At 46.4% G+C, this 25,626-nt stretch carries 29 protein-coding genes; 6 read left to right on the top strand and 23 right to left on the bottom strand.

Annotated features, from left to right (window positions below; all coding sequences use genetic code 11):
- Positions 1-34: 34 nt before the first annotated feature.
- The 6 genes from trhP to EH243_RS09825 form a co-directional block, all read right to left on the bottom strand.
- The gene (trhP, locus tag EH243_RS09850; protein WP_126158483.1) at positions 35-1,399 is read right to left on the bottom strand and encodes a prephenate-dependent tRNA uridine(34) hydroxylase TrhP; all 1,365 of its coding nucleotides are present in this window, start codon (positions 1,397-1,399) and stop codon (positions 35-37) included.
- Between the two features lie 37 nt (positions 1,400-1,436).
- On the bottom strand, positions 1,437-1,997 hold the full coding sequence (gene thpR / locus EH243_RS09845; protein ID WP_126158482.1) for an RNA 2',3'-cyclic phosphodiesterase: 561 nt from the start codon (positions 1,995-1,997) through the stop codon (positions 1,437-1,439).
- A 287-nt stretch (positions 1,998-2,284) separates the two neighbouring features.
- Complete coding sequence (locus EH243_RS09840; RefSeq protein ID WP_126158481.1) at positions 2,285-3,202, bottom strand: hypothetical protein; 918 nt, start codon at positions 3,200-3,202, stop codon at positions 2,285-2,287.
- 137 nt (positions 3,203-3,339) lie between these two features.
- A complete protein-coding gene (gene groL, locus EH243_RS09835) occupies positions 3,340-4,986 on the bottom strand; it encodes a chaperonin GroEL (protein ID WP_126158480.1) in 1,647 nt (548 codons plus the stop codon).
- Positions 4,987-5,044: 58 nt separating this feature from the next.
- Positions 5,045-5,338, bottom strand: a complete 294-nt coding sequence (locus EH243_RS09830; protein ID WP_126158479.1) for a co-chaperone GroES — start codon at positions 5,336-5,338, stop codon at positions 5,045-5,047.
- A gap of 142 nt (positions 5,339-5,480) precedes the next feature.
- On the bottom strand, positions 5,481-5,963 hold the full coding sequence (locus EH243_RS09825; protein WP_126158478.1) for an FxsA family protein: 483 nt from the start codon (positions 5,961-5,963) through the stop codon (positions 5,481-5,483).
- Between the two features lie 491 nt (positions 5,964-6,454).
- Here EH243_RS09825 and EH243_RS09820 point away from each other — a divergent pair, with 491 nt between their 5' ends.
- The 3 genes from EH243_RS09820 to EH243_RS09810 all read left to right on the top strand — a co-directional run bounded on the left by EH243_RS09820 (position 6,455) and on the right by EH243_RS09810 (position 8,561).
- Positions 6,455-7,216, top strand: a complete 762-nt coding sequence (locus EH243_RS09820; protein WP_126158477.1) for an SDR family oxidoreductase — start codon at positions 6,455-6,457, stop codon at positions 7,214-7,216.
- A 263-nt stretch (positions 7,217-7,479) separates the two neighbouring features.
- Positions 7,480-7,929: a hypothetical protein gene (locus tag EH243_RS09815; protein WP_126158476.1), complete on the top strand. Its 450-nt coding sequence runs from the start codon at positions 7,480-7,482 to the stop codon at positions 7,927-7,929.
- Complete coding sequence (locus tag EH243_RS09810) at positions 7,926-8,561, top strand: hypothetical protein (protein WP_126158475.1); 636 nt, start codon at positions 7,926-7,928, stop codon at positions 8,559-8,561. The genes EH243_RS09815 and EH243_RS09810 overlap by 4 nt, the downstream gene beginning before the upstream one ends.
- Before the next feature lie 122 nt (positions 8,562-8,683).
- Here EH243_RS09810 and EH243_RS09805 read toward each other — a convergent pair whose 3' ends face one another.
- From EH243_RS09805 to EH243_RS09725, 17 genes are read right to left on the bottom strand one after another with little or no spacing between them, the layout of a single operon-like run.
- On the bottom strand, positions 8,684-9,910 hold the full coding sequence (locus EH243_RS09805; RefSeq protein ID WP_126158474.1) for a beta-ketoacyl-ACP synthase: 1,227 nt from the start codon (positions 9,908-9,910) through the stop codon (positions 8,684-8,686).
- Entirely contained in the window at positions 9,910-10,635 is a 726-nt protein-coding gene (locus EH243_RS09800) for a 3-ketoacyl-ACP reductase FabG2 (RefSeq protein WP_126158473.1), read from the bottom strand. Before EH243_RS09800 ends, EH243_RS09805 begins: the two co-directional genes overlap by 1 nt.
- Positions 10,632-11,084 (bottom strand): hotdog family protein, encoded by a 453-nt coding sequence (locus EH243_RS09795; RefSeq protein ID WP_126158472.1) that lies wholly within the window; start codon positions 11,082-11,084, stop codon positions 10,632-10,634. Before EH243_RS09795 ends, EH243_RS09800 begins: the two co-directional genes overlap by 4 nt.
- Positions 11,074-12,249 carry a beta-ketoacyl-ACP synthase gene (locus EH243_RS09790; protein ID WP_126158471.1) on the bottom strand — a complete coding sequence of 392 codons (1,176 nt, stop codon included), beginning with the start codon at positions 12,247-12,249 and terminating at the stop codon, positions 11,074-11,076. The genes EH243_RS09795 and EH243_RS09790 overlap by 11 nt, the downstream gene beginning before the upstream one ends.
- Positions 12,246-12,818 carry a DUF3261 domain-containing protein gene (locus tag EH243_RS09785; protein ID WP_164549088.1) on the bottom strand — a complete coding sequence of 191 codons (573 nt, stop codon included), beginning with the start codon at positions 12,816-12,818 and terminating at the stop codon, positions 12,246-12,248. Before EH243_RS09785 ends, EH243_RS09790 begins: the two co-directional genes overlap by 4 nt.
- 11 nt (positions 12,819-12,829) lie before the next feature.
- The gene (locus tag EH243_RS09780; RefSeq protein ID WP_126158469.1) at positions 12,830-14,062 is read right to left on the bottom strand and encodes an NAD(P)/FAD-dependent oxidoreductase; all 1,233 of its coding nucleotides are present in this window, start codon (positions 14,060-14,062) and stop codon (positions 12,830-12,832) included.
- Positions 14,059-16,374, bottom strand: a complete 2,316-nt coding sequence (locus EH243_RS09775) for an MMPL family transporter (protein WP_126158468.1) — start codon at positions 16,372-16,374, stop codon at positions 14,059-14,061. The genes EH243_RS09780 and EH243_RS09775 overlap by 4 nt, the downstream gene beginning before the upstream one ends.
- A complete protein-coding gene (locus tag EH243_RS09770; RefSeq protein ID WP_164549087.1) occupies positions 16,371-16,931 on the bottom strand; it encodes a LolA family protein in 561 nt (186 codons plus the stop codon). The genes EH243_RS09775 and EH243_RS09770 overlap by 4 nt, the downstream gene beginning before the upstream one ends.
- Entirely contained in the window at positions 16,928-17,335 is a 408-nt protein-coding gene (locus tag EH243_RS09765; protein ID WP_126158466.1) for an acyl-CoA thioesterase, read from the bottom strand. Before EH243_RS09765 ends, EH243_RS09770 begins: the two co-directional genes overlap by 4 nt.
- 35 nt (positions 17,336-17,370) lie before the next feature.
- Positions 17,371-18,318: an LpxL/LpxP family acyltransferase gene (locus tag EH243_RS09760; RefSeq protein ID WP_126158465.1), complete on the bottom strand. Its 948-nt coding sequence runs from the start codon at positions 18,316-18,318 to the stop codon at positions 17,371-17,373.
- On the bottom strand, positions 18,311-19,078 hold the full coding sequence (locus EH243_RS09755; protein ID WP_126158464.1) for a glycosyltransferase family 2 protein: 768 nt from the start codon (positions 19,076-19,078) through the stop codon (positions 18,311-18,313). Before EH243_RS09755 ends, EH243_RS09760 begins: the two co-directional genes overlap by 8 nt.
- Positions 19,056-20,750 (bottom strand): ApeI family dehydratase, encoded by a 1,695-nt coding sequence (locus EH243_RS09750; protein WP_126158463.1) that lies wholly within the window; start codon positions 20,748-20,750, stop codon positions 19,056-19,058. Before EH243_RS09750 ends, EH243_RS09755 begins: the two co-directional genes overlap by 23 nt.
- Positions 20,750-21,292, bottom strand: a complete 543-nt coding sequence (locus EH243_RS09745; protein ID WP_126158462.1) for a COG4648 family protein — start codon at positions 21,290-21,292, stop codon at positions 20,750-20,752. Before EH243_RS09745 ends, EH243_RS09750 begins: the two co-directional genes overlap by 1 nt.
- Positions 21,292-21,537 carry an acyl carrier protein gene (locus EH243_RS09740; protein WP_126158461.1) on the bottom strand — a complete coding sequence of 82 codons (246 nt, stop codon included), beginning with the start codon at positions 21,535-21,537 and terminating at the stop codon, positions 21,292-21,294. Before EH243_RS09740 ends, EH243_RS09745 begins: the two co-directional genes overlap by 1 nt.
- A 9-nt stretch (positions 21,538-21,546) precedes the next feature.
- Complete coding sequence (locus EH243_RS09735) at positions 21,547-21,807, bottom strand: phosphopantetheine-binding protein (RefSeq protein WP_126158460.1); 261 nt, start codon at positions 21,805-21,807, stop codon at positions 21,547-21,549.
- On the bottom strand, positions 21,782-22,567 hold the full coding sequence (locus EH243_RS09730; protein WP_206441583.1) for a lysophospholipid acyltransferase family protein: 786 nt from the start codon (positions 22,565-22,567) through the stop codon (positions 21,782-21,784). The genes EH243_RS09735 and EH243_RS09730 overlap by 26 nt, the downstream gene beginning before the upstream one ends.
- Positions 22,568-22,572: 5 nt before the next feature.
- Entirely contained in the window at positions 22,573-23,322 is a 750-nt protein-coding gene (locus EH243_RS09725; protein WP_126158458.1) for a beta-ketoacyl synthase chain length factor, read from the bottom strand.
- Between the two features lie 150 nt (positions 23,323-23,472).
- Between EH243_RS09725 and EH243_RS09720 the strand changes: the two genes are divergently transcribed.
- The 3 genes from EH243_RS09720 to EH243_RS09710 all read left to right on the top strand — a co-directional run bounded on the left by EH243_RS09720 (position 23,473) and on the right by EH243_RS09710 (position 25,602).
- Entirely contained in the window at positions 23,473-23,913 is a 441-nt protein-coding gene (locus EH243_RS09720) for an excinuclease ATPase subunit (RefSeq protein WP_126158457.1), read from the top strand.
- The gene (locus tag EH243_RS09715) at positions 23,903-24,583 is read left to right on the top strand and encodes a 4'-phosphopantetheinyl transferase family protein (RefSeq protein ID WP_126158456.1); all 681 of its coding nucleotides are present in this window, start codon (positions 23,903-23,905) and stop codon (positions 24,581-24,583) included. Before EH243_RS09720 ends, EH243_RS09715 begins: the two co-directional genes overlap by 11 nt.
- 161 nt (positions 24,584-24,744) lie before the next feature.
- Positions 24,745-25,602 carry an alpha/beta fold hydrolase gene (locus EH243_RS09710; RefSeq protein ID WP_126158455.1) on the top strand — a complete coding sequence of 286 codons (858 nt, stop codon included), beginning with the start codon at positions 24,745-24,747 and terminating at the stop codon, positions 25,600-25,602.
- The last annotated feature ends 24 nt before the right edge of the window (positions 25,603-25,626 follow it).

The raw sequence follows: 25,626 nt of genomic DNA, 5'->3' as shown, positions 1-25,626 counted from the left end.
CTCAGGATACCTTTTCACAATTACATGCCACTACTTACTGACCATTCTCATGGGCGGGTGCATTCGGTAGATCCCGCATTAACAATGCATACTCCAGATCAACATCGATATCCAAGGGCAAACGCACTTTATGGCCAGAACCCGGCGCGCAATCACGCACTTCACCCTTAAGGTTTTCGAGGTGTTCCAATTTGAATTTACGATTACCGGAGGGCGTCATCAATTCCAGTGTGTCACCCACCATAAAGCGGTTCTTCACTTCGATATCCAGCGTGCCCTTTTGCTTATCTTGGCCAATCACTTCACCAACAAACTGCTGATGTACACCCACAGAGTTGCCGGTTTCATAGTTCTGATATTCATCATGCACATGGCGTCGATAGAACCCTTCGGTATAACCTCGGTTTGCGAGATTTTCCAAGGTATCCATCAAGCGCATATCGAACGGACGTCCCGCAACGGCATCATCAATCGCCTTACGATAGGCCTGTGCGGTCCGTGCCACATAATAATGGGACTTGGTCCGCCCTTCGATTTTAAGCGAGTGTATGCCCATCTCCGCCAGTCTATGGACATGCTGAACCGCCCGTAGATCTTTCGAGTTCATGATATAGGTGCCGTGCTCATCTTCAAACGCAGGCATAAACTCACCGGGACGGGTTTCTTCCTGCAACAGATACATCTTGTTGGTCGGCTCACCTTCACCCAACGCCGGTTGTACTGGCGCTTCGTTTGGATCGAAATTCTGTACGGGGATCAGATCGCCATTGTCGCTCTGAGTCGCTTCATGAGCATCATATTTCCAGCGACAGGAGTTCGTGCAGGTGCCTTGGTTTGGATCACGGTGATTGATATAACCGGATAACAAGCAGCGGCCAGAATAAGCGATACAGAGTGAACCATGAACAAAGACCTCTAACTCAATCTCCGGACACTTCTCACGAATCTCGGCGATCTCATCGAGGGACAACTCACGGGACATAATAATCCGCTCAATCCCAGCCTGATGCCAAAACTTAACGCTGGCCCAGTTCATGGTATTACTCTGCACCGACAGATGAATAGGCACATCCGGCCACTGCTCTTTCACCATCAAGATTAAACCAGGATCCGACATAATCAGCGCATCCGGCCCCATCTCAATCACCGGACGCAGATCATCAATGTAGGTTTTCAGCTTACTGTTATGGGGCATGATATTACTGGCCACATACAGTTTTTTCCCCTGTCCGTGGGCGATTTCAATCCCCTCACGCAGGTTATCCAGATTAAAATCGTTATTACGTACCCGTAGACTGTAACGGGGCTGACCGGCATACACCGCATCGGCACCATAAGCGAAGGCGTACTTCATATTGCGCAGCGTTCCTGCTGGCGAGAGGAGTTCTGGTTTAAACATGATTCACTACGTTGATAATTTAGATTTTGCAGCTGGCTTAGGCCATATCCTGCAAGGGAATTTCAAACAGCGGTGTATATATAGAACCGCGTTCGCCCGGTCTACTCTGGAACAGGATCACTGAATCAGCCAGACTAAAAAGATCCAATGATGGCCACTCGGGTGGCGGTATAAATTTATTTTTAGCGGGCAGCCGCCCTAGGGTGATATGGGGTTTAAAATCTTCCTCTTTAAACTCGATACCCGCTTCCAAAGCGATCTCCATCATCGCCCGATTGAGACCATTCAGCTCTTCATCGTCATGACCCATCGCCGCAATCACGGATAACTGCTGACTCACCGCATAATAGCCAGCCGTATCAATGTGCACCTGAAATGAGCGCACTTCCGATAACTTACGACGGGTAATGTCCTCTAACTGATCGATCTGCGCGAGGGAGATCTCTCCCAAGAAACACAGCGTCAAGTGATAGGATTCAGCATCTACCCAGTTTACTTCTATCTGCTTGTCATACTGACACAGAGTATCAGCGTAATCTGCCAACCATCGAGCCACAGAACCCGGCAGGGCCAGCGCAAAAAATGCACGAATTTCCATTAAAGCGCTGTCTTCCTCGTAAAAAATGACTGACTATTTTGCCTGTCCCGCGCAGGGATCGCAATCACTAACCCATATAAAAAAAGGGTCTTTTTTATATGGAGCCATAACCTTGAACTTTGCAACGCGGGCATTCCTATATTACATCACTCTGTCGAGCGACTGATTGAACAATGACAAGAGTACGCTGAATCATCACCTCACACCATTTTTGCGCGAATATCACCGGCGCAATCTCAACACCGGCGATCAAGTTCAACAAACCTAGTGAGAACACAGATTAACCCTTACAGCCTTTCAACCTTGAGCTGCAAGTTATTTAACTTCTGCCTAATCTGCAGCAACTCTTTATTCATCACCAAACGAGAGCCATCGATCGCTTTCACCGCTTGCTCATTGACTCTAACACGCCGTTCAAGTCCTGCAGCGCTCCCTTGACCGCTCTTCAAAGCCGCAACCTGCTTAGACAAGGCCGCCATCGCTTTGCCCTGCTCCGCTTGTTGACGTTCAATTGATTCCGTCAGTATCTGGAACTCCGTACTCAATGCTGAGGCGCTCTGTCTAACGGCGGCAACCTGCTTAGCATTGTCACTCTCTTTTGCTGTCGCCGCGGTTAGCTTCTTCTCTAGCTGTGACAGCTGACCACTAACATCACTCAACGCTTTTGTTTGTGTCTCAACTTGCGTTAAGGCGCCTTTTAACTGTGTTTCCAACTTAGCGAGCTTGGGCGCATTTTGTTGGTGAGCGACCACCCATAATTTAGCAATCTCAGATTGAGACTTAGCCACACCCGCATTCAACTTAACAAACTGCTCTTGGGTTGTTAAAGCCTGCTTCTCAACCTGACTCTGTAACGTTTCACCGGTTTGCGCCGCACTATTTCCGGCAACTAAAAACAACTTCTGTAATTCGATGATCTTCTCATCAACCTCAACCCGTTCCGCCTCAAGCGCTAACAGTTGCTGATGTTGCAGAAAGCTCCAATAGGCCAAACCACCAACGGCCACGGCTAATAACAAAATAATCAGATAACTCAGCGCGCTACCACCTGAAGACTTCTTCTGTGCATCGTCCCTAGGGCTAGGATGACGATTACCGTTAGCCGGTGGCTCTGGCTGGGAATGCTCGCCAGGCGCATTAATATGTAACTCCCGTTCTGCCGGGCCAAAACTCGGAAGCTCCAGATCTTTATCCTGATCGCGCATGTGAAACTCTCTATAAGGCCATTATTTCAGTTCAGAAATGTCGATATTACACTATCTGAGTACTTTTTTGCCAAAAGAAAAGCCCCGTGCAGAACACGGGGCTTTCTTATAAGCGAGGCTTAATTAGGTGGGATGGATTACATCATTCCGCCCATGCCACCCATACCGCCCATGCCGCCCATATCAGGCATACCAGCACCGCCTTCAGATGGCTCATCAGCAATCATCGCTTCAGTAGTAATCATCAGACCCGCAACCGATGCTGCCGCTTGTAGCGCAGAACGAGTTACTTTAGCTGGATCAAGAATACCCATCTGGATCATATCGCCGTATTCACCGGTAGCAGCATTGTAACCGAAGTTACCTGTGCCTTTTTCACGGATGTTAGCAACGATAACTGAACCTTCTTCGCCCGCGTTACCAACGATCTGACGCAGTGGCGCTTCGAGAGCACGGAAAGCCAGCTCGATACCAACAGTCTGATCATGGTTGTCGCCTTGCAGCGCGCCAACATTGTCCATTGCGCGGATCAGTGCAACACCGCCGCCAGGTACAACGCCTTCTTCAACGGCAGCACGAGTTGCATGCAGCGCATCTTCAACGCGAGCTTTCTTCTCTTTCATCTCAACTTCGGTAGCAGCACCGACTTTGATGACAGCAACACCGCCGGCCAATTTAGCCACACGCTCTTGCAGTTTTTCACGGTCGTAGTCAGAAGACGTTTCTTCCATCTGCGCACGGATTTGAGAAACACGTGCTTCGATACCGGCATGTTCACCAACACCGTCAACAACAGTCGTGCTTTCTTTAGTGATTGTAACGCGCTTAGCCTGACCCAGCTGCTCAAGCGTTGCAGTATCCAGACTCAGACCAACCTCTTCAGAGATCACAGTACCGCCAGTCAGAATAGCGATATCTTCCAACATCGCTTTACGACGATCGCCAAAACCAGGTGCTTTAACAGCAGCTACTTTAACGATACCGCGCATGTTGTTAACAACCAGAGTTGCCAGCGCTTCGCCTTCAACATCTTCAGCGATAATCAGCAGCGGACGTGAAGTCTTAGCCACTTGCTCCAGAATCGGTAGCAGATCACGGATGTTAGATACTTTTTTATCAACAATCAGCATGTATGGGCTTTCCAGCTCAACACTCATGCTTTCTTGGTTATTGATGAAGTAAGGAGACAGGTAGCCACGATCGAACTGCATACCTTCAACAACGTCCAGTTCATTTTCCAGACCTGAACCTTCTTCAACGGTAATAACACCTTCTTTACCAACTTTTTCCATCGCTTCAGCGATGATGTCGCCCACGTGAGCGTCAGAGTTAGCAGAGATAGTACCGACCTGAGCGATCGCTTTACCGTCAGCACAAGGAACAGACATCAGTCGCAGCTGTTCAACAACCGCAGCAGAGGCTTTATCGATACCGCGCTTCAGATCCATTGGGTTCATGCCAGCAGCAACAGACTTCAAACCTTCGTTAACGATAGCCTGAGCCAGAACAGTCGCCGTTGTGGTACCGTCACCAGCAACATCATTGGCTTGGGAAGCAACTTCCTTAACCATCTGAGCGCCCATGTTCTCGAACTTATCTTTCAGCTCGATCTCTTTTGCAACAGACACACCATCTTTAGTGACGGTAGGAGAGCCGAATGATTTGTCCAAAACAACGTTACGACCTTTTGGCCCCAATGTGGTTTTAACTGCATCAGCCAGAATGTTTACACCCGCTAGCATACGTACGCGAGCATCGTTACCAAACAGTACTTCTTTAGCCATTTTTAAAAATCCTGTGTCTAAAAAAATTCAATCAGAAATTCTTACTAGAAGCTTACACTCAGCTTTCCAGTACACCGTAAATATCGCTTTCGTTCATGATCAGCAGCTCTTCACCGTCAACTTTAACGGTATTAGAACCTGCATACTGACCAAACAGCACAGTGTCACCAACCTTAACATCTAAAGCTTGGATCTCACCGGTACTGGTAATACGACCAGTCCCTACAGCGAGAACTTCACCTTGATTAGGCTTTTCAGCAGCAGAACCTGGCAGCACAATACCACTGGCAGTAGTTGCTTCTTCTTCTTTACGGCGAACAACCACACGGTCGTGAAGCGGACGAATTTTCATTGAATCTCTCTCCTGATCCGTTGATCAAAAAAAGTCAGTTTTGTTTTATAAAGTGCAGCAACAAAGCGTTGCTACAAATCCTTGGATGACACACTAAGTGGGGGCAGCAAAAGACATTTCAACACCCCGAGTGAAAATATTTTTAGTCTTCGCGACGAAAATCACCATCAATAATATCGCCAGGCTTACCCCCATCCGAGTGGTGTGGCGGATACTGACGATGATGCAGCGAATCGCCCACGTCTGGATTATCTTGCCGATGCGACATCGCCACGACGGTAAAGCGGCTCATCACCTGACGCGCAAGCCACTGACGAGTGAAGGGAATCAAACAAAAAAAGCCGATAACATCGGTAACAAAACCCGGCGTTAGCAGCAAAGCACCGCCCACCGCCAGCACGATACCTTCGACCATCTCATTACCGGGCACCTGCCCAGCATTCATTCGTTCCTGCGCCCGAGCGAGAGTAGACAGCCCCTGATAGCGCAGCATATTCACCCCGATAAAGGCCGATAACAACACTAGCCCGACGGTATACCAAGCGCCGATCGCCTGGCCGACATTAATCAGAACCGTTATCTCAATGACCGGGATAACAATAAAAAGCAGTAGAAGAAAGCGCATAATGCTCCAATCCTGTGTCTGCTAAAGGTAAGGGAAACGATAAACAGCCTATTGCATCGGCAAAAAACCATCGATCCTATGCTTCACATCTTCCTAGGCAGTCCATCACAGATGAAAAAAGACCTCAACGATACATATCAATCGCAGAGGCAATCAGAAAAAACACTGAACATTCAATATAGTTAGGGACTCTTCCCGTTTTTTCAACCCAAAAAAACTAATCGCATTTGCAGCATTACGACTAAAAAACTATACAAAAGCACGGACATAAGCGCATACTTTTACGTCTAAGGGACTACCACCCAAGCAAAAAAGGACAAAAAGTTGACATTATAAGCCATTGTTTATTAAAGACTTTAAACAACAAGAGCCTTATTCAGTGGACTTTTTTGCAGAAGCGTTATAAGTTCTTACCCAAAGCATTTTGCAACGCACAAAAAGAGCCATAATAAAAAAGAAAATAAAATATAGAAGATAAGGTAGTAAAACTGATGGAACTGAAAGATAAAGTAATCGTTATTACCGGCGGCGGCCGCGGTTTAGGTCGCGCCATGGCACTGGAACTCGCAGAAAAAGGCGCGAAGTTAGCCCTCGCTGATCTGGATCAGGAAGGTCTTGATGAAACTATTGCTCTGTGCGCGGAGTTTGGTGTAGAAGCCCGTGGCTACATAGCTAATGTCTCTGACGAAGATTCTGTTGTTAAACTGTTCAACGATGTGGCAGCCGACTTTGGCGCCCTGCATGGACTGGTTAACAACGCTGGTATCACCCGTGATGGTCTGTTTATCAAGGTTAAAGAAGGCAAAGTTGTCAGCAAAATGAGCCTCGACAACTGGAACTTGGTTATGGATGTTAACTTGACCGGTACCTTCCTCTGTGGCCGTGAAGCGGCAATCAAGATGATTGAGCTAGGCAACCAAGGTTGTATTATCAACATCTCGTCTATTTCACGCAGTGGTAACATGGGTCAAACGAACTACACGGCCACTAAAGCCGGTGTTCAAGCGATGGCTGTAACATGGTCGAAAGAACTGGCCCGCTACGGCATTCGTGCAGCATCTATTGCTCCCGGCTTTATCGGTACCGAAATGGTACTGAGCATGAAACCTGAAGCACTAGCAAAAGTCGAAGCGACTATCCCTGCTAAGCGTTTAGGTAAGCCTCAAGAGATCGCTAATACTGTTGCCTTCATCCTGCAAAACGACTACGTAAACGGTCGTTGCATCGAAGTCGACGGCGCACTACGTCTCTAATAGACGCCATATACCGCGTTAACAAAAGCCAGCAGCGATGCTGGCTTTTTTCTTTCTTAGCTAAAGCATTAAATTATCAAGTCGCCCTAAGACCCCAATCACATAAAACATTCACCAAAATAAGTATTAACATCAATCTCGAAGCCTTGTTAAGCACATTCCGATTAGACTATTATCAGCTTTGCTCTAAGGTATTCATTTTAATATGGATTCTATTCCTGACTAGCTTCAATAATTAACGTTTATAAAATAAGGATGTTTTTATGCGCCGTATCATTAAACCCTTCATAACTGCAATATTTGTGATGTTGCTCGCTGGCTGTGCAAACACAAAACTAATATCTGATGTAGATCCTCAAGTAGATATCTCAAAAATGAAATCATTTCATGTCGTCAAATTTGAAAAAGATAATCGAGGTATTGAAAAACTTATAGCTAATAAACTTAACTCTATGGGCTTAGACGCATCCAGTGGAACCAATAAAACGCCATCCCATCCTGTTGACGTCATTGTTGAATATCAAGACAAGTGGATGTGGGACCTTACTATGTACATGCTTGAATTGAATATTAACTTCCGAGACCCTGAAACTAACTATCAGTTTGCCACCGGTAGATCATTCCGTACATCACTTGCAAGAAAAAGCCCTGAAGAGATGGTCGATGAAGTTTTGAATGATATTTTTAGAGCCAACAAGGTAGTATCCCAATGAGATTATTTAAATATTCTATTGCTCTTTTATGCTTATCCTTTCTAACAGGCTGCGCAGTAGGGAATCAATATGACTACCAACAAGCGGATGTTTCTCTGCCTATCAAAGGAACAGACAAAGTAAGCTTAGGTGTCATTGATAATAGAAGTTACGTTATAAACGGTGATAAAAGTGCCAACTTCATTGGCCTTCAACGAGGAGGGTTTGGTAACCCATTTGAGGTCACAACCAGTAGTGGCAAGCCTTTAACCGAAGATATGTCTGACGTGCTAGAACGCTCACTGGTTCAATCAGGGTTTCAGGTTAATAAGCTTTATTTTTCATCCCCAGATACTTCCATGGTTGCCAACGTCATCAAAAATAACGGTCAACAAAAAAATATTATTCTAACTGTCTCTGAATGGAAGACAGATGTCATGATGAATATTGCTCTTATTTATGATCTTGAATTACAAGTAAAGGATCAAGAAGGTCGAGAAATAGCCTCTGCATCAGCACGCTCAACGGGAAAGGAAAAAATTTCCGGAGCCGGCTTCCAAGGACAAAATTCCCGTGTTGCAGTATCGGCGTTTGAAACCAAGGTCTCTCGTTTATTTAACAACCCGGCGATAGTCAAAGCACTAAAAGACTAACATTGTAACGGCAGCAGTATCGAAAAAAGGAGCAACATTAATGTTGTTCCTTTTATCCACAAGGCAATAGTTAACTATGTCCTTTTACGAAAGAGTCTCATTTTTTATATCCACTGCCTCAACTACTCCCAGCGCTTAAATATAAGCGAAGTATTGATCCCCCCAAAGGCAAAGTTATTACTCATGACATAGTCAGTATGGATGCTTCGACCTTCAGTCATAATATAATCAAGAGTGGCGCATTCTGAGTCTACATGGGTGAGATTTGCAGTTGGGCAAAACCAATCGTCGTTCATCATTTCGATGGCAGTCCAAGCCTCTAGAGCACCACAAGCTCCCAGTGTATGGCCGGTATAACTCTTGAGTGAACTGATCGGGGTCGTATCACTAAAGACGGCCGCGGTTGCATGGCTTTCAGCGACATCACCACGACTGGTTGCGGTACCATGGGCGCTGATATAACCGATATCACTGGCAGATAGCTTAGCATCGCTGAGCGCCAATCGAATCGAAGCTTCCATCGTTTCAGCATTCGGCTGAGTCACATGCTGCCCATCGGAGTTGGTTCCAAAACCAACGATCTCAGCATAAATAGCCGCCCCTCGATCCAGAGCATGCTCTAGCTCTTCAAGAATAAGCGCGCCTCCCCCTTCACCAATCACCAACCCATCTCGATCCTTATCAAAGGGGCGAGGCGATTTATCAGGCGTATCATTGGCAACACTGGTGGCAAATAAAGTATCGAAGACAGCAGCCTCTGTAGCGCATAACCCTTCACTACCTCCTGCAATCATGACTTGCTGCAAACCATACTTAATGGCTTCATAGGCGTAGCCGATTCCTTGGCTTCCAGATGTACATGCACTTGAGGTAGTAATAACTCGGCCACGAAGGCCAAAATAAACGCCAATATTAACCGGCGCGGTATGTGCCATCATTTTCACATAGGAGTTGGCGTTCAAACCATCCGAGGATTGATTGATCAACATTCGACCGAAATCAACAAAGGCGTTGGTGTCTCCCGCAGAAGAACCAAAGGCAACACCTACCTGCCCCTGCCCTAATTCGGCAGAACCTAATAAACCGGCATCAGCCAATGCCAACTCAGTACTGTAGACGCCAAACTGAGCCACTCTCCCCATGCTTCGAAGGTCTTTTCGCTTATAATGTGCAGGCATTGAAAACTCAGCGACAGGTCCAGCTAGGCGGGTATTAAGGCCGTCATAGATATCCCAATCATCCATTCTGACGATTCCGGTTTTCACATCCTGCAAATTTTTCTTAATCGTCTGCCAGTCATTCCCTACCGGAGAGAAACCCGCCATACCTGTAACAACAACACGCTTCATCAATACATTCCACCATTTACCGAAATCACCTGTCGGGTAATATACCCAGCATCATCAGACATAAGGAAACTAACAGTCCCGGCCACTTCATTGACACTACCAACGCGCTGCATCGGAATCATCTTCATTGCCTCATCCAATACCAACTGTTCGGTCATTTCAGTTTCAATTAAACCCGGCGCAACACAGTTAACGGTAATTTTCCGCTTTGCCAATTCGACAGCCAACGCTTTTGTCGCGCCAATGATGCCTGCCTTTGCCGCACTATAATTCACCTGGCCACGATTACCCATTTCACCAGAAACCGATGATAGCGTGACAATTCGACCGGGTTTACGTCGCCGTATCATCGACATAATGACCGGATGAAGAACATTATAAAAACCATCTAAGTTAGTTCTCAGCACTTCATCCCATTCATCACCAGGGATAGCAGGAAAAGCATTATCACGGGCGACACCTGCATTGCACACAACACCGTAGTAAGCACCAAATGACTCGGTATCTTGCTCTAAAACTTCTCGAGTTTGGTCTCGGTCGGCAATATCAAACTGCAAGATTCTTACCTGCTGCCCGATATCTCGTATTTGCGCCGCCACCTGTTCAGCTTCTTCTCGCTTAGTTCGACAATGTAGCACGATATCATAACCATCCCGAGCAAGCCTCAGTGCTATTCCTTTACCAATACCCCGACTTGAGCCTGTTACCAATACTGTACCTTTCATTCACTCGCATCCTTTAAAAACTGTTCCCCGTCCTCAGGCTGAAAGACGTTTAGACTGGCGCTAGCAGTAACATCACTCCCTTGCAGGTGGCACTCAAAGGCGCTCAATCCATTCTCAGCTTGCATATTCCGAATGACTTTTAATACCAGTTGGTCACCCTGAACAAAGTAGTCTTTACTACAAATATATTTACGAGTACCCAATAAAAAACCCAGTTTTGGCGCTTCGCCTTTAAGTCTTTCCTGCAATCCTGCGAAGGCTCCTATTGCCTGAGCCAGGTATTCAAGACCAACCCAAGAAGGCACACCTCTGGCATCAGCAAAGATGGAGTTTTCATTGATAGTAACCTGAGCCGTCAACCAATCGTCTCCGTAACCTGTTATTTCGGTTAACAAACTCATCTGCCCAGAGTGAGGTACTAAGTCAGCTACCTGATATTCAGACTTCATTACTTCTCCTTAATATCAGAGATATATTATTACCACCAAAAGCGAAGGAATTACTCAGCATATACTTTGGCACCTGACCGGTGTTTGGCTCGGCCACAAGATTAATCATGGGTAATTCAGGATCGAAAGCGCCATCCCAATGATGCACAGGCATAAACCCTTCTTCTAATGCCAAACAACAAATCGCCGCCTCAAGCGCACCTGCGGCCCCTAATGTATGCCCCGTAAACGGCTTTGTGGAACTGCAATGCACCTCTGCCCCAAACACCTCATCAACCGCACGCGCTTCCATCTGATCATTCAAAGCTGTCGCCGTACCATGGAGGTTGATATAACTAATCTTTTCTGCAGTAATACCAGCATCGTCTAACGCCGCAGACATACATCTCACAGCTCCTGCTCCGGTAGGGTCTGGAGCAGAAATATGATGGGCATCAGAACTTTCCCCAACCCCAATTAGCTCAACGCCTTGCGCCTCGCCTGTTACTAGAAACAGAGCGGCAGCTTCTCCGATATTAATACCATTACGGTGACGACTAAACGGATTACAAGGCTGCTCACTCACCGCTTCTAGCGCAGAAAAACCCTGTACTGTCAGGTGACAAAGGGTATCAACCCCCCCTGCAATCACGGCATCACAAATACCTGACCGCAATAGTCGCCGAGCAGAAGCAAGCGCTTTACTGCCAGAAGAACATGCCGTAGAAATGCCAAATACCGGTCCACTTACATTCAGCTGCTTTGCCACAAAGGCTGCAGTGGCGCCCATCTCCTGCAGGCCATAATCATATCCCTCGGGTACCTGTCCGCTTTTAGCCCGCTGAATAAGAAAATTTTCGCTATCGCCAATACCCGAGGTAGATGTTCCGATAACGACCCCAACTCGACTGGCCCCATAGCGTCGAACGGCAGCATCAATTTCATTACGCATCTGGCATATCGCCGCTAGGGCAAAACGATTATTCCGACTCTGCCATTTAGGCTCGACAAACGAAATATCGGGTAATTTACCCTCGTACAAACCCAAAGGGAGCGATCGACCTAAGCTAAACCGGTCTGTTTGAGTTAATCTCGACTGGCCCGATTTAAGGACCTTACAGACCTGTTCAGACGAATTACCCATCGCACTGAGTGTTGCCATCGCATTAAGGTAACATCGTTTCAAGGTGTCAGATCCTTCTGTTCAAGAGTCTCAATCATCACCTGATATCCTTTCAATTGATTATCGATGATCACCTGCTGCTTAGCATATAGAACATCCAGCAAAACTTTATCGTTATAGAGCAACTGTCGTCGCCGATCGGTTAATTCTAAGGCCCAGCCCTGTTCAGGGCGATAGCTATTATGTAGAGCCTCGTCCGACCACAGTGCGAACTGAATCAACGCCAAGATCTCTTTACCTGGTAGCTCAACCGAGGGAGCAGTACGTTGCGTTAGCTCCTCTCCATCAAATTCAAGATAGAGCAACTGCTGCCCTGTTGGTAAAAGAGCAACGAGTTTTGTCTGTTGATAAGTAAACCGACCGATCGCAATAAACTGCTGTTGCTGCCCCCACTTATTTAACGACACTCGCTGCGTTAGCAATACCGGAAGTGGCCCGTCAGCAGGCTGTAGTAATACCATCTCCGCGGGGCGCTCACTTGGACTAAAGACACTGCACCCGGTCATCAACAACAGCACGCACACCGACAAGCTCGCGCTACGTAATCCCCTATGAAGATTTAACATAGACATGGATAGCTTCGTTATTGTCGACATAATTCCGCCAAGGTGGTCAAACGGCTAGGCACTCGAACATAGGGGTTTTTAATATCCCATGCGTACCCAGCCAGAATAGAACTAATCATATCTTTAACCTGATCACTCTTATCCGTTGCAAAAATAACATCCTGTAATCGACCATCGTACCAACCTTCGACAAAGGCTCTGAAAGTATTGACCCCTTGCATAAGAGGATCTGAATACTCGGTTTGCCAATCAGGTTCAAGCCCCTGTAACTGACGATGCACCACATCTGCAGCCAAAGATGCTGACTTCAACGCAATAGTGACTCCAGAGGAAAAAACGGGATCAAGAAACTCTCCTGCATTACCTAACAAGGTAAAGTTATCACCGTAAAGACTTTCAACATCACAGGAGTAGCCATCGATAATACCAACACGGGTATCAAACTCTGCATTTACCAGAAAGTCATTTAACATAGCGCTTTCAGCAATAAAACGCTGCAGTATTTCACTTTCAGAACCATCGATTGTGGAAAACAACTCTCTTGGCAATACCACACCAACCGACGCTCTACCGTTACTGAAAGGGATCAACCAATACCAAACCGCGGGATGATCTGGGTGAACTGTAATCAATATTTTATTTCGATCAAAACCGCTATCACTAATATTATCTGCAACATGGGTAAACAACGACACTCTTGACGCAAGCGTTGATGCTTTTTCTAACTGCATTAGCCGCGGTAAAACTCGCCCAAAACCACTACCATCAAGAATAAACTTAGCTTTAACTTGAAAGAGAGAACCGTCTTGAGATGCAACATCGACCTGCACCCCTTCTGTTGTCGAGTTGATAGCTACAACTGTTTGGCCGTAACGCACATCAACACCATGCGCACTGGCACAGTCAGCTAAAATTTTATCAAAACGCTCGCGCTGTACTTGGTAGGTCGTTCCCCAACCCGAGCTAAATTTCTGACGAAAATCAAAACAATCATACTCACTCCCACGAGAAAATGCGGCGCCATTTTTATACTGAAACCCAGCCTCAATCACTGCTTGCAGCATCCCTGCACGCTCAAGAAACTCCATACTTTGTGGTAACAGACTCTCACCGATTGAAAATCGCGGAAAGTGTTCTTTCTCTAACACGAGAACGTTGTAACCATAATCCGCCAGTAATGATGAGGCCACTGCTCCAGATGGTCCTGCACCAATAACTACGATGTCGTAACATCCTTGTGAAACAGTCATTCTTCAATCTCCGGTTGTAACTTACGCATCAACGGTGCAATCAGCCAGACCAAACAGAGCCCGGGCAACACAATAATGCCAAAATGATAAAGGACAGGGGTTTTACTGAAGGTTAATAAACCAAACGCCAATAAGCTGGTGATAGCCGATAGACTGACAGCTAACCAAGTATGATTATTATCTGCCGCCTCATAGAGAAAAATACCCATATCTAGGCCGATACCTAATACCAACATTAATGCGATAAGGTTAAATAGATTGTAGCCACCATCATTAAGTATTAATGCCGCAAAAGTCAGTAATGACGCTAATAATGGTGGCAAAATAATACGCCATAAATCATACCGATAACGTATTGCCAGAAGTAGCACAACCAAACCATAAGCCAATAGCAGCCACTGAATAATCTGCTGCCGATAATCCGATAGCAGATCACTAATACTGGCAACACGATCAACCCAATAAATCCCTGGTTCACTATTAACTAATTCGTTTAACTGACTTTTTAAGTCGGAACTCAGCCCCTTCAAACGAATAACGCTCGCTGCTTCTCCAGGCGTATCACTGATGAGTAATTGACGCCAGCCTTCACTGGTTCCTAATCCCTGCCAGTCCGCAGGGGTCAATTGTTGATTCAACTGCTGCTTTAGCGCTTCGTTAGCGCTCTGGCGTTGTTCCTCAGAAAAATGAAGTATCGTCGCGACTCTAGGTAGATACTCCCGATATAAAGCGCGCACTAAGTCACTATTTTCAGATTGTCGTTGCAGTGAAGGAAGCATTTGCGACAATGCTTGATAACCCTGTAATTGAGAACTCTCAACCATTTCATCAAGCTGAGGCAGCAGCCTTTCCTCTCTTTGCAACACTGTTTCAATACTTTGCCCCGTCACTAGAATAAACGCGGCGCTGCTACTATTACCAAGTAACTGCTGTACCCGACGATCTTCATTCAAAAGCTCAGAGGAAGAGGTTTGCAATAATCGAATATCATCTTGAGGCTCCCCCTGGCTTATGATCACTACGCTGATCAACCCGACAATCACGATGCAGGCCAACAACAATGGCTGAGACTCCAAACGTGGATAACGCATGCGCCACCGATTTAATAGAACAGCCGCAGGAAGCGCTTTATAGGATGCTTTACGGTTCATCAATGGCAACCACAACAACACCGTCAACCAGGCTGCAATTAACCCCGTAACAGAAAAAACGGCCATCTGGCGTAATCCGGGAAACGGAGCTAATGCCAATGCAGCATAAGCGATAACACTTGAAGCCAACCCTAAAAACAAACCAGCAAATAACTTTTTTACCACTCGGTCAGCAGCGGTCGTCTGCCTTTCACAAATAAAATGTAACGCATAGTCAACAGAGACTCCTACTAACCCTGCACCAAATGCCAGTGTTATCAGATGGATTCTGCCAAAAGTTAACAACGTCACCGCACCCGCCATCAGGCAACCGATCAAAATAGGCAGCAGAACAGCTGCCAGTACGTTTACACGCTTAAACACTAACAAGATCAACAGCACAATACCGACTAACGACCCTAACCCAATCGTCGATATCTCATTTTTAGCCTGCTGCGCGCCAGCCGCTGCATGCCAGACTAAACCTGAACGATAAAGCTGAGCACCTTGCAAGTTGAGTTCTTGCTCAAGAGGGTCAACCACCCCTAATACCCGTTGCTGAATAGGTAATGAGAATGGGTCATAATTCAAACTAAGACGAATCAGATAAGCGGGCGTATCAGCACCCGTCAACCGAAACAGGCCCTGTTCCAAGGTTATCTGCAAAGCGGATTGGCGGGTCATCTGTAGGTCATGATAAAGACCAAAAGGATCTCGAATAGGGTCTAAAGCGCGCCCCGATAAAGGACTAAATAATTGCTGCAAAGCCGATTGGTATTGCTGCTGTCCTTGTCCGGCTAACAGTCGATTACGTACGGTGTTACTCAAGACGTTAAAACGAAAAGGGTAAAGCTCATTACTCATGATAGTCGTGTCATTTAATTGCCAATCGACACGGGCAATATCAGACAAAGCCGCTAACCGTTGCGCTGCAACAGCGACCGCTTGACGGGCGATATCTCGATCGTCTGCAGCAACCACTAACAACACCTGCCCCGAAAAGTCAGCACTCAACTTTTCGACCGCTTGACTAATCTCTGGTCGCTGTTCGGTGGTCGGCAGAAGCGCCATCAGACTGGTATCAAACGCAGGCCCCTGCCTCAGTGCCGCTAAAATCACTCCGATAACAATTATGAGCCATAGTAGCGCGATCAGACGCGCTCGGTATAACAGCTGTTTCATGGTTGTGGATCGAGAAACATAATGGTCGTCTGATCCCCTGTCGCTTCAAACAGCAGCACCTTTCGTAGCAACTCATCACCACTGAGTTCGACCCTCGCGACCACCTGTGCAACATTTTGATCAATCGGGGACAGCGTCACAGTCCAGTGTTGCTTTGACCCTTGAACATCCATCTCAAAATAATCAGCAAGTGTTTGCCATTGAGCAGTCATGACACCAAAAAAGATATCACTAAAAACCGCTACCACTGGATTATCCTGACTATCAAGACGCGACAGCACGGTATCCCCTTGTTGATTTGAAATACTCCTAGGCGTCAAGGTTAATAGATTATCGATGGGTTTAAGGGTATGCCACCGAATAGAACGGTCTCGTTGATAGTCAAAACGCCCCGAAGACTCAAACCGAGCATCCAAGGCTTGAACAAATTTAACCTGTGTAAACTGCCCATGTAATGTTTCTGGAGCCGTTGTCAGTGATTCCAACAACTTATAATCTGCAGACCAAGCGACAGTCGAAAAAACCATAAAAGCAGATAACAGCCACCCTCTAATCACAATGCTAATCCCAATTTTTGTAACACAACATCTGGCGACACATAAAGCATTTCCCCACTACTCATATCAACCGCAACCTGTACGGTATAGGCTTTCGTCAGTCGTTTACCTGTTTCGGCATCACTAATCTGGTAATTAACTTTCAAACGGTGTTCCCATTCAACCAACGTTGCCTTTACTCTAACTTTCTGTTTAAACCGTAGCGGTTGAGCATAACGAATGCGCATATCGATCACCGGCCACGCATAACCGGAAGCTTCCATTTGTGGAACGTTATAGTCAAACTTCTCGAATAACTCACAACGGGCTATTTCCAAATATTTGGCATAATGGCCATGCCAAGCAACTCGCATCACATCAACATCATGAAACGGAATCTCAATACTCACCTCAGCGTCAATCATACGGCTTCCTTAACAGCTCTAGTTGCATAAGATAATTAATCCTGGGAATCATCAGCGGTCGACACCGCTTGCCAAAAAGGAAAGAAATTAAACCACTGTAACGGCGCTAGCTGGCAATAATATTCTAACCGTTTGGCATAAGCCTGCGTAGCACTCTGAATTTGCTCACTCCGGTTACGCCGGTTAAAACAAATTTTCGTCGCAAACAATTCCAAATAAAGATGATATTGCTGCTCATGTTTTAAGCAAAACAATAGATAAACAGGGCAGCCCAACAACCCTGCAAGAATAAAAGCCCCTTGTGGAAAAGCGGCTTTGCCACCTAAAAAATCAACCATTGAAGTACGGCCTGTACCATTCACTGGAGTACGGTCGGCAGCAATAACGACATACTCTCCGGCGGCAACCCGCTCGGATAAAAGCATCGCTGTCGCGGGAGTCATATCGGTCACCTGCATCAAATTAATACAAGCATTACTATTAGTTTGCTGCATCAGCGCATTAAACTTTACCGCATGGCGAGTATGTACCAGCATAGTGATTTTGATATTAGGAAGCTGATGAGCCAGTGCACTACACACCTCGGTATTTCCCAGATGAGAGACCAGAATCACACCTCCGCAGGTACTGCTGTCAACCTCATCAAAAACCTCGGGGGTCGCAAAGACCACATCCTCTCGATGAATACGCCCCATCCAAACCAACAGTTTATCCAGCAATATTTCGCCAAAACACCAAAAGTGCTGTACTGAGCTTAAGCCAGCATTGGCACATTCAGGAAAGGTCTTTGATAATCGTGCCAAATACTCAGCAGACGCCTGTCTAGCTTGTCGTCGAGTAAGGTAAAAATAACTTATGACCGGCAATAAAATCAGCCTAAATCCCCAGCGGCCAAATAGCCGATAAACCAACAGTAAAAAACGCATTCCAAGCAAAGAACCCGCTTCACTAACACCTGACCAATGTTTATTCACATCAGACATTTAGTTTCTTCCGCATCAATCGAGGTAAGCGCAGTAACATGCCAAAAAACAGTTTTGCATGCATTCGTGAGATAAGTACGTTATCTTTCACCGCATTAAAATGAGAAACACCATCAATCGGGTAATGCACTTTTGTCGGTAAATTTTCGACTGCCAGCCCACGCCAAACCCATCGAACAACAACTTCGGTATCGAACTCCATACGGTCGCCACAACAATCCTCCTGCAATAGCGACACTACCTGAGTTAACGGATAAACTCTAAAACCACACATTGTATCTTTGACTAAGAATGACAATGTATTAATCCATACCCATATATGGGTCAGATAACGAGCCAAATAGCGATGGGTGGGAACTGACTCATCATACCGAGGATAGCCAATCACCAGCGCCTCTGGCGATGAATAGGCAACTTCCATAAACAACGGTATATCGTCTAAATCATGCTGCCCGTCAGCATCAACCTGTACGGCATGACTATAACCGGCTTCGAGTGCCTGCCGAAGCCCCGCTTTAACTGCTGCGCCCTTTCCTCCGTTCTGCTCCAAACGCATCAAACTCACCCGACCGGCATACTGATCACGTAATCCCACCAGCACATCGCGACACTTCGCTGAACTACCGTCATCCACCAACAAAACCGGATAACCAAAGCGCAATACATCTGCGAGCGTTACACTAATAGCCTCCTCATGGTTATATACTGGAATAACGACGATCGGTTTAAAAGCGCTCTCAGCTAAAACAGATTCGGCCACTGGAATGGACTCCTTTATCTGAATAAAAACGAAAACTGAGCTTGCCCTTCTCTTGGTGATATTCAAGCGCCAGATTAACTGTCGTTTCAGGGAAAATAACCTGTTGAAACTTGATAACTTCTAAACGATCAAACTGACCAATAAAATTTAACAACTGACGTCCATAGTGTTCCGCCCAATGCACCTGAACGATTCCTGGCAAAATAGGATTGCCCGCAAAATGCCCATCGAAATAGATTAGCTCGGCAGGTATTCGACAAACAAGATTAGCCTGCTTATCTGTTACCGTCTGACTCACTAATTCGGGCCATTTAATCGCTTGCGTTACGAACATGGTTTGTAAGCTATCCATCGGCAATTTTCCCTGAGCGTTATAGGGCATCTGTGTTACAAAACGCCAGCGACGAGGCAGCAATACCGGTTCGAAAAAGTTTTGTAGATGCTGTTTAAGTTGTTGCTGTAGCTTCCGTTTACCTAACAGAGCTAATGTCTGACGACCTATCTCGGTTAACTCAGCAACCAGGGCAACCTCAACTCGCTTACGGCTAATGATTAACGCTTTAGCGTTTTCGATTAAATGAGATTGTTGAACGACCCGCTCCACCTCCGTTAGAGATACTCGTTTGCCTTCAACTTTAACAATACTGTCAATCCGCTCACCGAGATGAAACATACCATCAGCGACAAACTCCACTCGATCAGACATCTCAAAAGTCCGGTCAGACAGTTGATCGGCCGTTACGACTAATAAAGAGTTTTCCGTCTGAGATAACTGGACACCTGGTAAAGCCTGCCACGCAACATCATATGGCTCCGACTGAACCCGCCAAGCGATAGCACCCGTTTCTGAGCTGCCATAAATTTCACGTACTGGTGCCTTAAGTAACTGCGCGACCAGCAAACTATCCCTACGTTTCAGTGGAGCTGCAGATGAGAGCACCGAACAACACCGGGGAGCTACTTCAGACCAATTAATCGAAGTATTAAAACGTCCCAAATGCGAAGGGGTGGACACCAACGTAAACGATTGATACCGCAACCCTCGACTAAACAGATCTTCTGTGTATTGCCACTGCTCAGTCTCAAATCGCTGCCCTCGAGCAAGCGGCCATAACAGCCGAAAAATAAGACCATAAAAATGTTGATGTGTAACAGTGGAGATAACTACCGCTTCATGATCATCAGGCCATAGCGCTTCCAAAGCCGCTAACTCACTATCTAACTGAGCAAAGGTTTTCAGGATAGCCTTCGGCTCTCCAGTTGAACCTGAAGTGTAGATTTCGAGGGCAGGGAAATCATCGGCAAGCGTTAACCAATTCCCCCTCTCAATCTCATTTAACTGAGCGAGTTCGTCAGGCACTAGATGATCAGAGAAATCAGTAACAAAGCCCGTCACTTTAAGACGAAGACGTTCACGGGTTACCGGTCTATCATCTCCAGGTACACTAGCAGTGCAACCCAACTGCCAAAGCGCTAAAAGCATTGCCAGAAACTCGGCTGAATCTTGATGGTATACAGCCCAGTGCTGGCCTCTTTCAGCCGGTAAGACACTCAGCCAAAAGATTACGCGCCTTTCCAGATCCGCCTTACTTACCGAACGATTAGCGGTATAGGCAATAACCCCCTGTGGCACGGCATTTAACCAATCAGATAATGGTAATAAAGTGCTCATCAGTTTCGTTTAACTCTTTGCCTGACAACCCATTCAGCGGCCATTAGAAAACCAATAAGAAGATAAGCAATCAAACCGTTATACAACATCCATACCTGCTCGGACGCCCAAATAGCTGTCGCTGCTGAAATACCACCGTTTAGCACAAAAAAAGCACACCATACTCGTGTTACCTTACGCGTATAATCAACGCCCTGAGGCGACAGATTGGGTTCTTTTATTCGAGCCATTTTTTCAACGACGGTTTGCCGAGCATACAGACTACTAGCAAAAATAATTAACATACTAAAATTCACCAGCACAGGGTAAAACATCAACCCCTGCTGTATCCCCCCAATAATGGCAACTAGCGCTACCCCCATCACACTAACGAGAATCACTTTACGATCATTACTCTGCGCTCCCGCTAACCAACGCAGCGCTAAAACGAGAGCAAGCAGCGGCAGAAGCAGCGCAGCATTAAAGCTTTGCAGCCCCCAATAAACGATAAATGGATAGCCTAGTGTCAGTATCAACAACGTAATTTTGACAATATTCGACATCAACCAAACAGCTTTTCAACTTCAGTGACCACATCTTGCACCGTGCGGACCGATTTGAAATCTTCCGGTTTAATCTTTTTACCGGTTAGCTTTTTCAATTCAACGACCAAATCAACCGCATCGATACTATCGATATCTAAGTCCTCGTACAGATGCGCGTCTGGGTGTATTGCTGCAGGATCAATTTCAAACAGATCCACAAGTACGGCCGAGATTTTCTGATAAACTTGTTCTTGATCAATCATAGCCCCCCCTTAAATCGCGCGTTGTGATTCAATTAAAACGGCCAGCGCATTAATACTAGCAAAATGCTCACGGGTATCTTCAGAATCAGCCTTAAGCTTAATACCATAACGTTTTTGCAATGCTAAACCGATCTCTAGCGCATCAATTGAATCCAGCCCTAGGCCTTCAACAAACAACGGTTCATCATCCACGATATCATTAGGCTCAATATCTTCGAGATCTAAGGTTTCAATGATCATCTGTTTAATCTCTAGCTGCAGATTGCTCATACAGTACCAACTCCTTATTAAAATATTCTGTCAAATCCGCCGTCAGTTTCCGAGCCCCGACCGATGGTGCGCTCTCAGCTAAATAGGGCGCTACCGGAACCACTGCACAGACCTTAATTCGGAAATGAACTTTTTTAGACGGCACATCATACCATCGATTCTCTTTACTCAATGTCGTTGGCACACATTCAATTAACACTGGCGTGATATCAGCAGCGGTTCGAATGGCTACATTTGCCGCTCCACGTTTGAGACGTAACATTTGCTGCGGAGTAGTACGTGTCCCTTCAGGAAAAATAATCAACGCATCGTTTTTAGCAAATGCCTCTGCAGCCGCTAATATGACCCCTTCACTATTTTCATTAATGATATAACCTGCCGTCTTAATCGGCCCCCGCGTAAAAGGGTTACGCACTAACCCACCCTTCACAACGCAGTTGGCATTAGGCACTAAGGCAATCAAAAAGATAACGTCAATCAGCGAGGGATGGTTCGCCAGAATCAACTTTGCTTGCCGTAATTTATCGACATCCTCGAGCTCATAGCTCAAAACACCTAAACACTTCATCATGCCGATATAAAAACGAAACGAGTGATGAATAATACCTTGAGCTCGACGCTCTCTCTGTCGTTTAGTACTCGGTATAAGATACAGCACAGGAACCGCAAATAGTGGCAGAAGGATTCCGCCAAGACCGAAGACAAAAAAACTAAATGCAGTACCGATCCAGCGCCAAAGATGGTTTATACGCTGCGCCAAACACCTCATCCGCGACTAACCCGCCAATAGCTGGACGCCGAACCGAAGCTGACGCTCGACTCGAGGCCACACAAGACCCTTAACAATCCAGAAAAACCATCGCTCTGAGCTGTATCATTCAGACTTTCTTCACGTTGTACGACAAAATCATCGCCCTCATCTCGAGTTAAAATCATCGCCACTGCACAAGGAAAATCAACTGAATCACTATAGGGCTGATAAAGCTCGGGCAGCGGCACATCATAGATAACACAGAGCACGCTGGAGCTCTCTTGTAACTGAGTAGCGGCTTCTATCAGCGCATTCGGGATAAGGTTTTCAGTCGCTGCTATCGCCGTCACCTCGCTCACATCTTTTCGGGCTATCGACAACAAACCACTCAGTGCATTATGCACAGCAAGGCTAAAGCCGGTTGGCGACATCGGTTCACCGCTAGCAATGCCTTCGAGCAACGACAGAGTCAGAGGCGTATCACCATGACGAGAAGCAAATACGCCCGGAATGGCATCAACCCCCTCAAGTATCGGTAACGCTGCGCCAGCCGCACAACGCCCCAACGGGGTAAAGCGCCGTCTCAGCATGGGTGGAATTTGCTTCAGTGATGTTTTCCCCAACTCAGAGGGAAGGTCTGATGGATGCAATAACCATTCACGCCACGCACTCTGGCTATCAAGCCCTGGGGCAAACGCATTCCATGATTGCAATTTAAAACGTAACAAGCGGCTTACTCCGTCAACGACCGTAGCATTAGCCATTTAATCGCATATGTTAAAATATTATCCCTAATTTTCAGGCTGGAATTTTACCTGCTCACCTCTGCGATGCAACCTAAAGATCATTGAAGCAGATCCTTTATCTCCCTATAATCCATGCACTTAATGGAACCGATCTTCAAGGAGAACCCTGTGAAACTATTGATAGCCTTGCTAACCTCTACCCTATTATTGCTCGCCCCAGAGGCTTATAGCCGTGATTCAAAACTGATGTTCTCAATTGAAGACGCGATGCAATCAGCCGATTTCCAAGAACGCTTAGACCCCAATATTCGACTATATTTTGGCCACCAAAAACATGCCAATACATTGCGTTCTTTCGGTAATTTCACCACGAATAAAAAAACCAATGCCTTTGGCAAAAGTGATGGTGAAGCCTGTCGCTGGGTATTCCTATCAGCGCTACTGGCATTACAAGAAAGAGCCAAAGCCGAAGGCGGTAATGCCGTTATTAATATTGTCAGCTATTACAAAAAACAGAAATACAGCAGCAACAGTGAATTCGAATGTCATGCGGGAGCCATTATGGCGGGTGTTGCCCTGAACGGCGACGTCGTTAAACTTGCCCGCTAACGGAAAAAATGGTGCGCTGCAGCTTTGGTATTACAAAACTGCCGCGCATCATGACAAAGAAACACAACAATACCTTGCTCTACTGCCTCCCGCACAGCAACGTTATTACAAACAGTTGCAACACCCTCGTAGAGCGCAGCAATATCTGTTCAGCCGATTGCTGATTTGCTCGGCATTGAGCGAGCGATTTAATCAACCGCTTAGCCGATGGCAAATAGAGGAACGACGTCACTGTGCGCCGGTTATCCACAACCTGCCTCTCCACGGCTACATTAGCTTGACCCACAGCAAAGCACTCATTGGCTTTGCACTGAGCGACAATAACGTTGGAATAGATCTAGAATATAAAAAACGTACGAGAGACTTTACCTCTGCAGCGGGGCTATTTATGAGTCCGAATGAAATCTGCGCTATGCCTACATCAACGGCAGCTAAAGAAGCCTATTTCTATCGACTATGGTGTGCCAAAGAAGCCCTCTATAAAGCGCTTCCCGCTACACAACAATCGAAAACGTCCCTTGCCACACTGAGTTATCAAGACTTAAAAATGGCAAATACTCAGTGGCAACTCTTCGAAGCCACCATGGATAACCATCAACTCGCCGTTGTCAGCTCCCAAGTTATAAACGCAGAGTCTCTTCACATTAACGAACTGAAATTTAACGTTTAACACAAACAATGCACCGAGCAGCTCAGCGGTTTTATGAAATCATTAGTCCGATCAGCCAATTTACACTGTAAGTTAGATCAAATACCGATATTATCTCTATATAACAGCCGAAAAATCAGCCGCTTAACAATACTCTCACTCCCATATTATTTGGAAACACCATGACAATATACAAATCCACCGATGGTGAACACGCGGTAAAACAGTGTTATAACGAGGTGCTTAATCTCTGCCCTGTCGCCTTCGAGCAGCTAACCCTGCCAACCCGCCACGGGGATACCCATGTACTTGCCTGTGGTGACGAAACACTGCCCCCTCTACTCCTAATCCATGGTGCAATGTCCAACGTCAGCGCGTGGTTTCTAAATATTGCCGAGTGGTCACAGCACTTTCGTATCTATGCCATTGATATGATCGGCGAACCCGGACTCAGCGAACAGGTTCGTCTGCCCATGGATAGCGATGGTTACGCCTTGTGGTTGGATGATGTCATGGAAGCATTGGCACTCTCTAATACAGCCATCGTAGGTGAATCCTTAGGGGGTTGGTTGGCACTCGATTACGCTAGCCGTCGACCCGAGAAGGTCACTCGACTCGCGCTGTTAGTCCCCGGCGGTGTTGGCCCGCAACGTAAGTTCCTGATGAAAGCGCTGCCGCTCATGCTATTGGGCAAATGGGGTAAGCGAAAAGTACGCGAAATGATCTTCGGGGCCGAACAGAAAAACCCTTCCACTACGGCGAAAAAGTTCCGGGAGTTATTCGCCCTGATCAGCCGACATGTGAAGCCTCGGTGGGATAAACTCCCTATCTTTAGCGATCAAACCCTACAAGCGATTAAAGCCCCGACCTTGGCGATCGTTGCCGGTAAAGACGTACTGCTCGATTCAAAGGTTACTCAGTCACGACTCGAAGCAAATGTTGCCGATATCAAGGTGGTCTATCAGCCTCAGGCACGACACCTGATTAGTGATCGACGTGAAATCTTAACCTTCTTGAAGGGCGAGAAAAGCAGCAGTTAACCATCTCGAAGCGCCCTCTAGCGA

Source organism: Amphritea opalescens, assembly GCF_003957515.1.
Taxonomy (GTDB): Bacteria; Pseudomonadota; Gammaproteobacteria; order Pseudomonadales; family Balneatricaceae; genus Amphritea; species Amphritea opalescens.
This window is presented reverse-complemented; position numbering and strand designations above follow the sequence as displayed.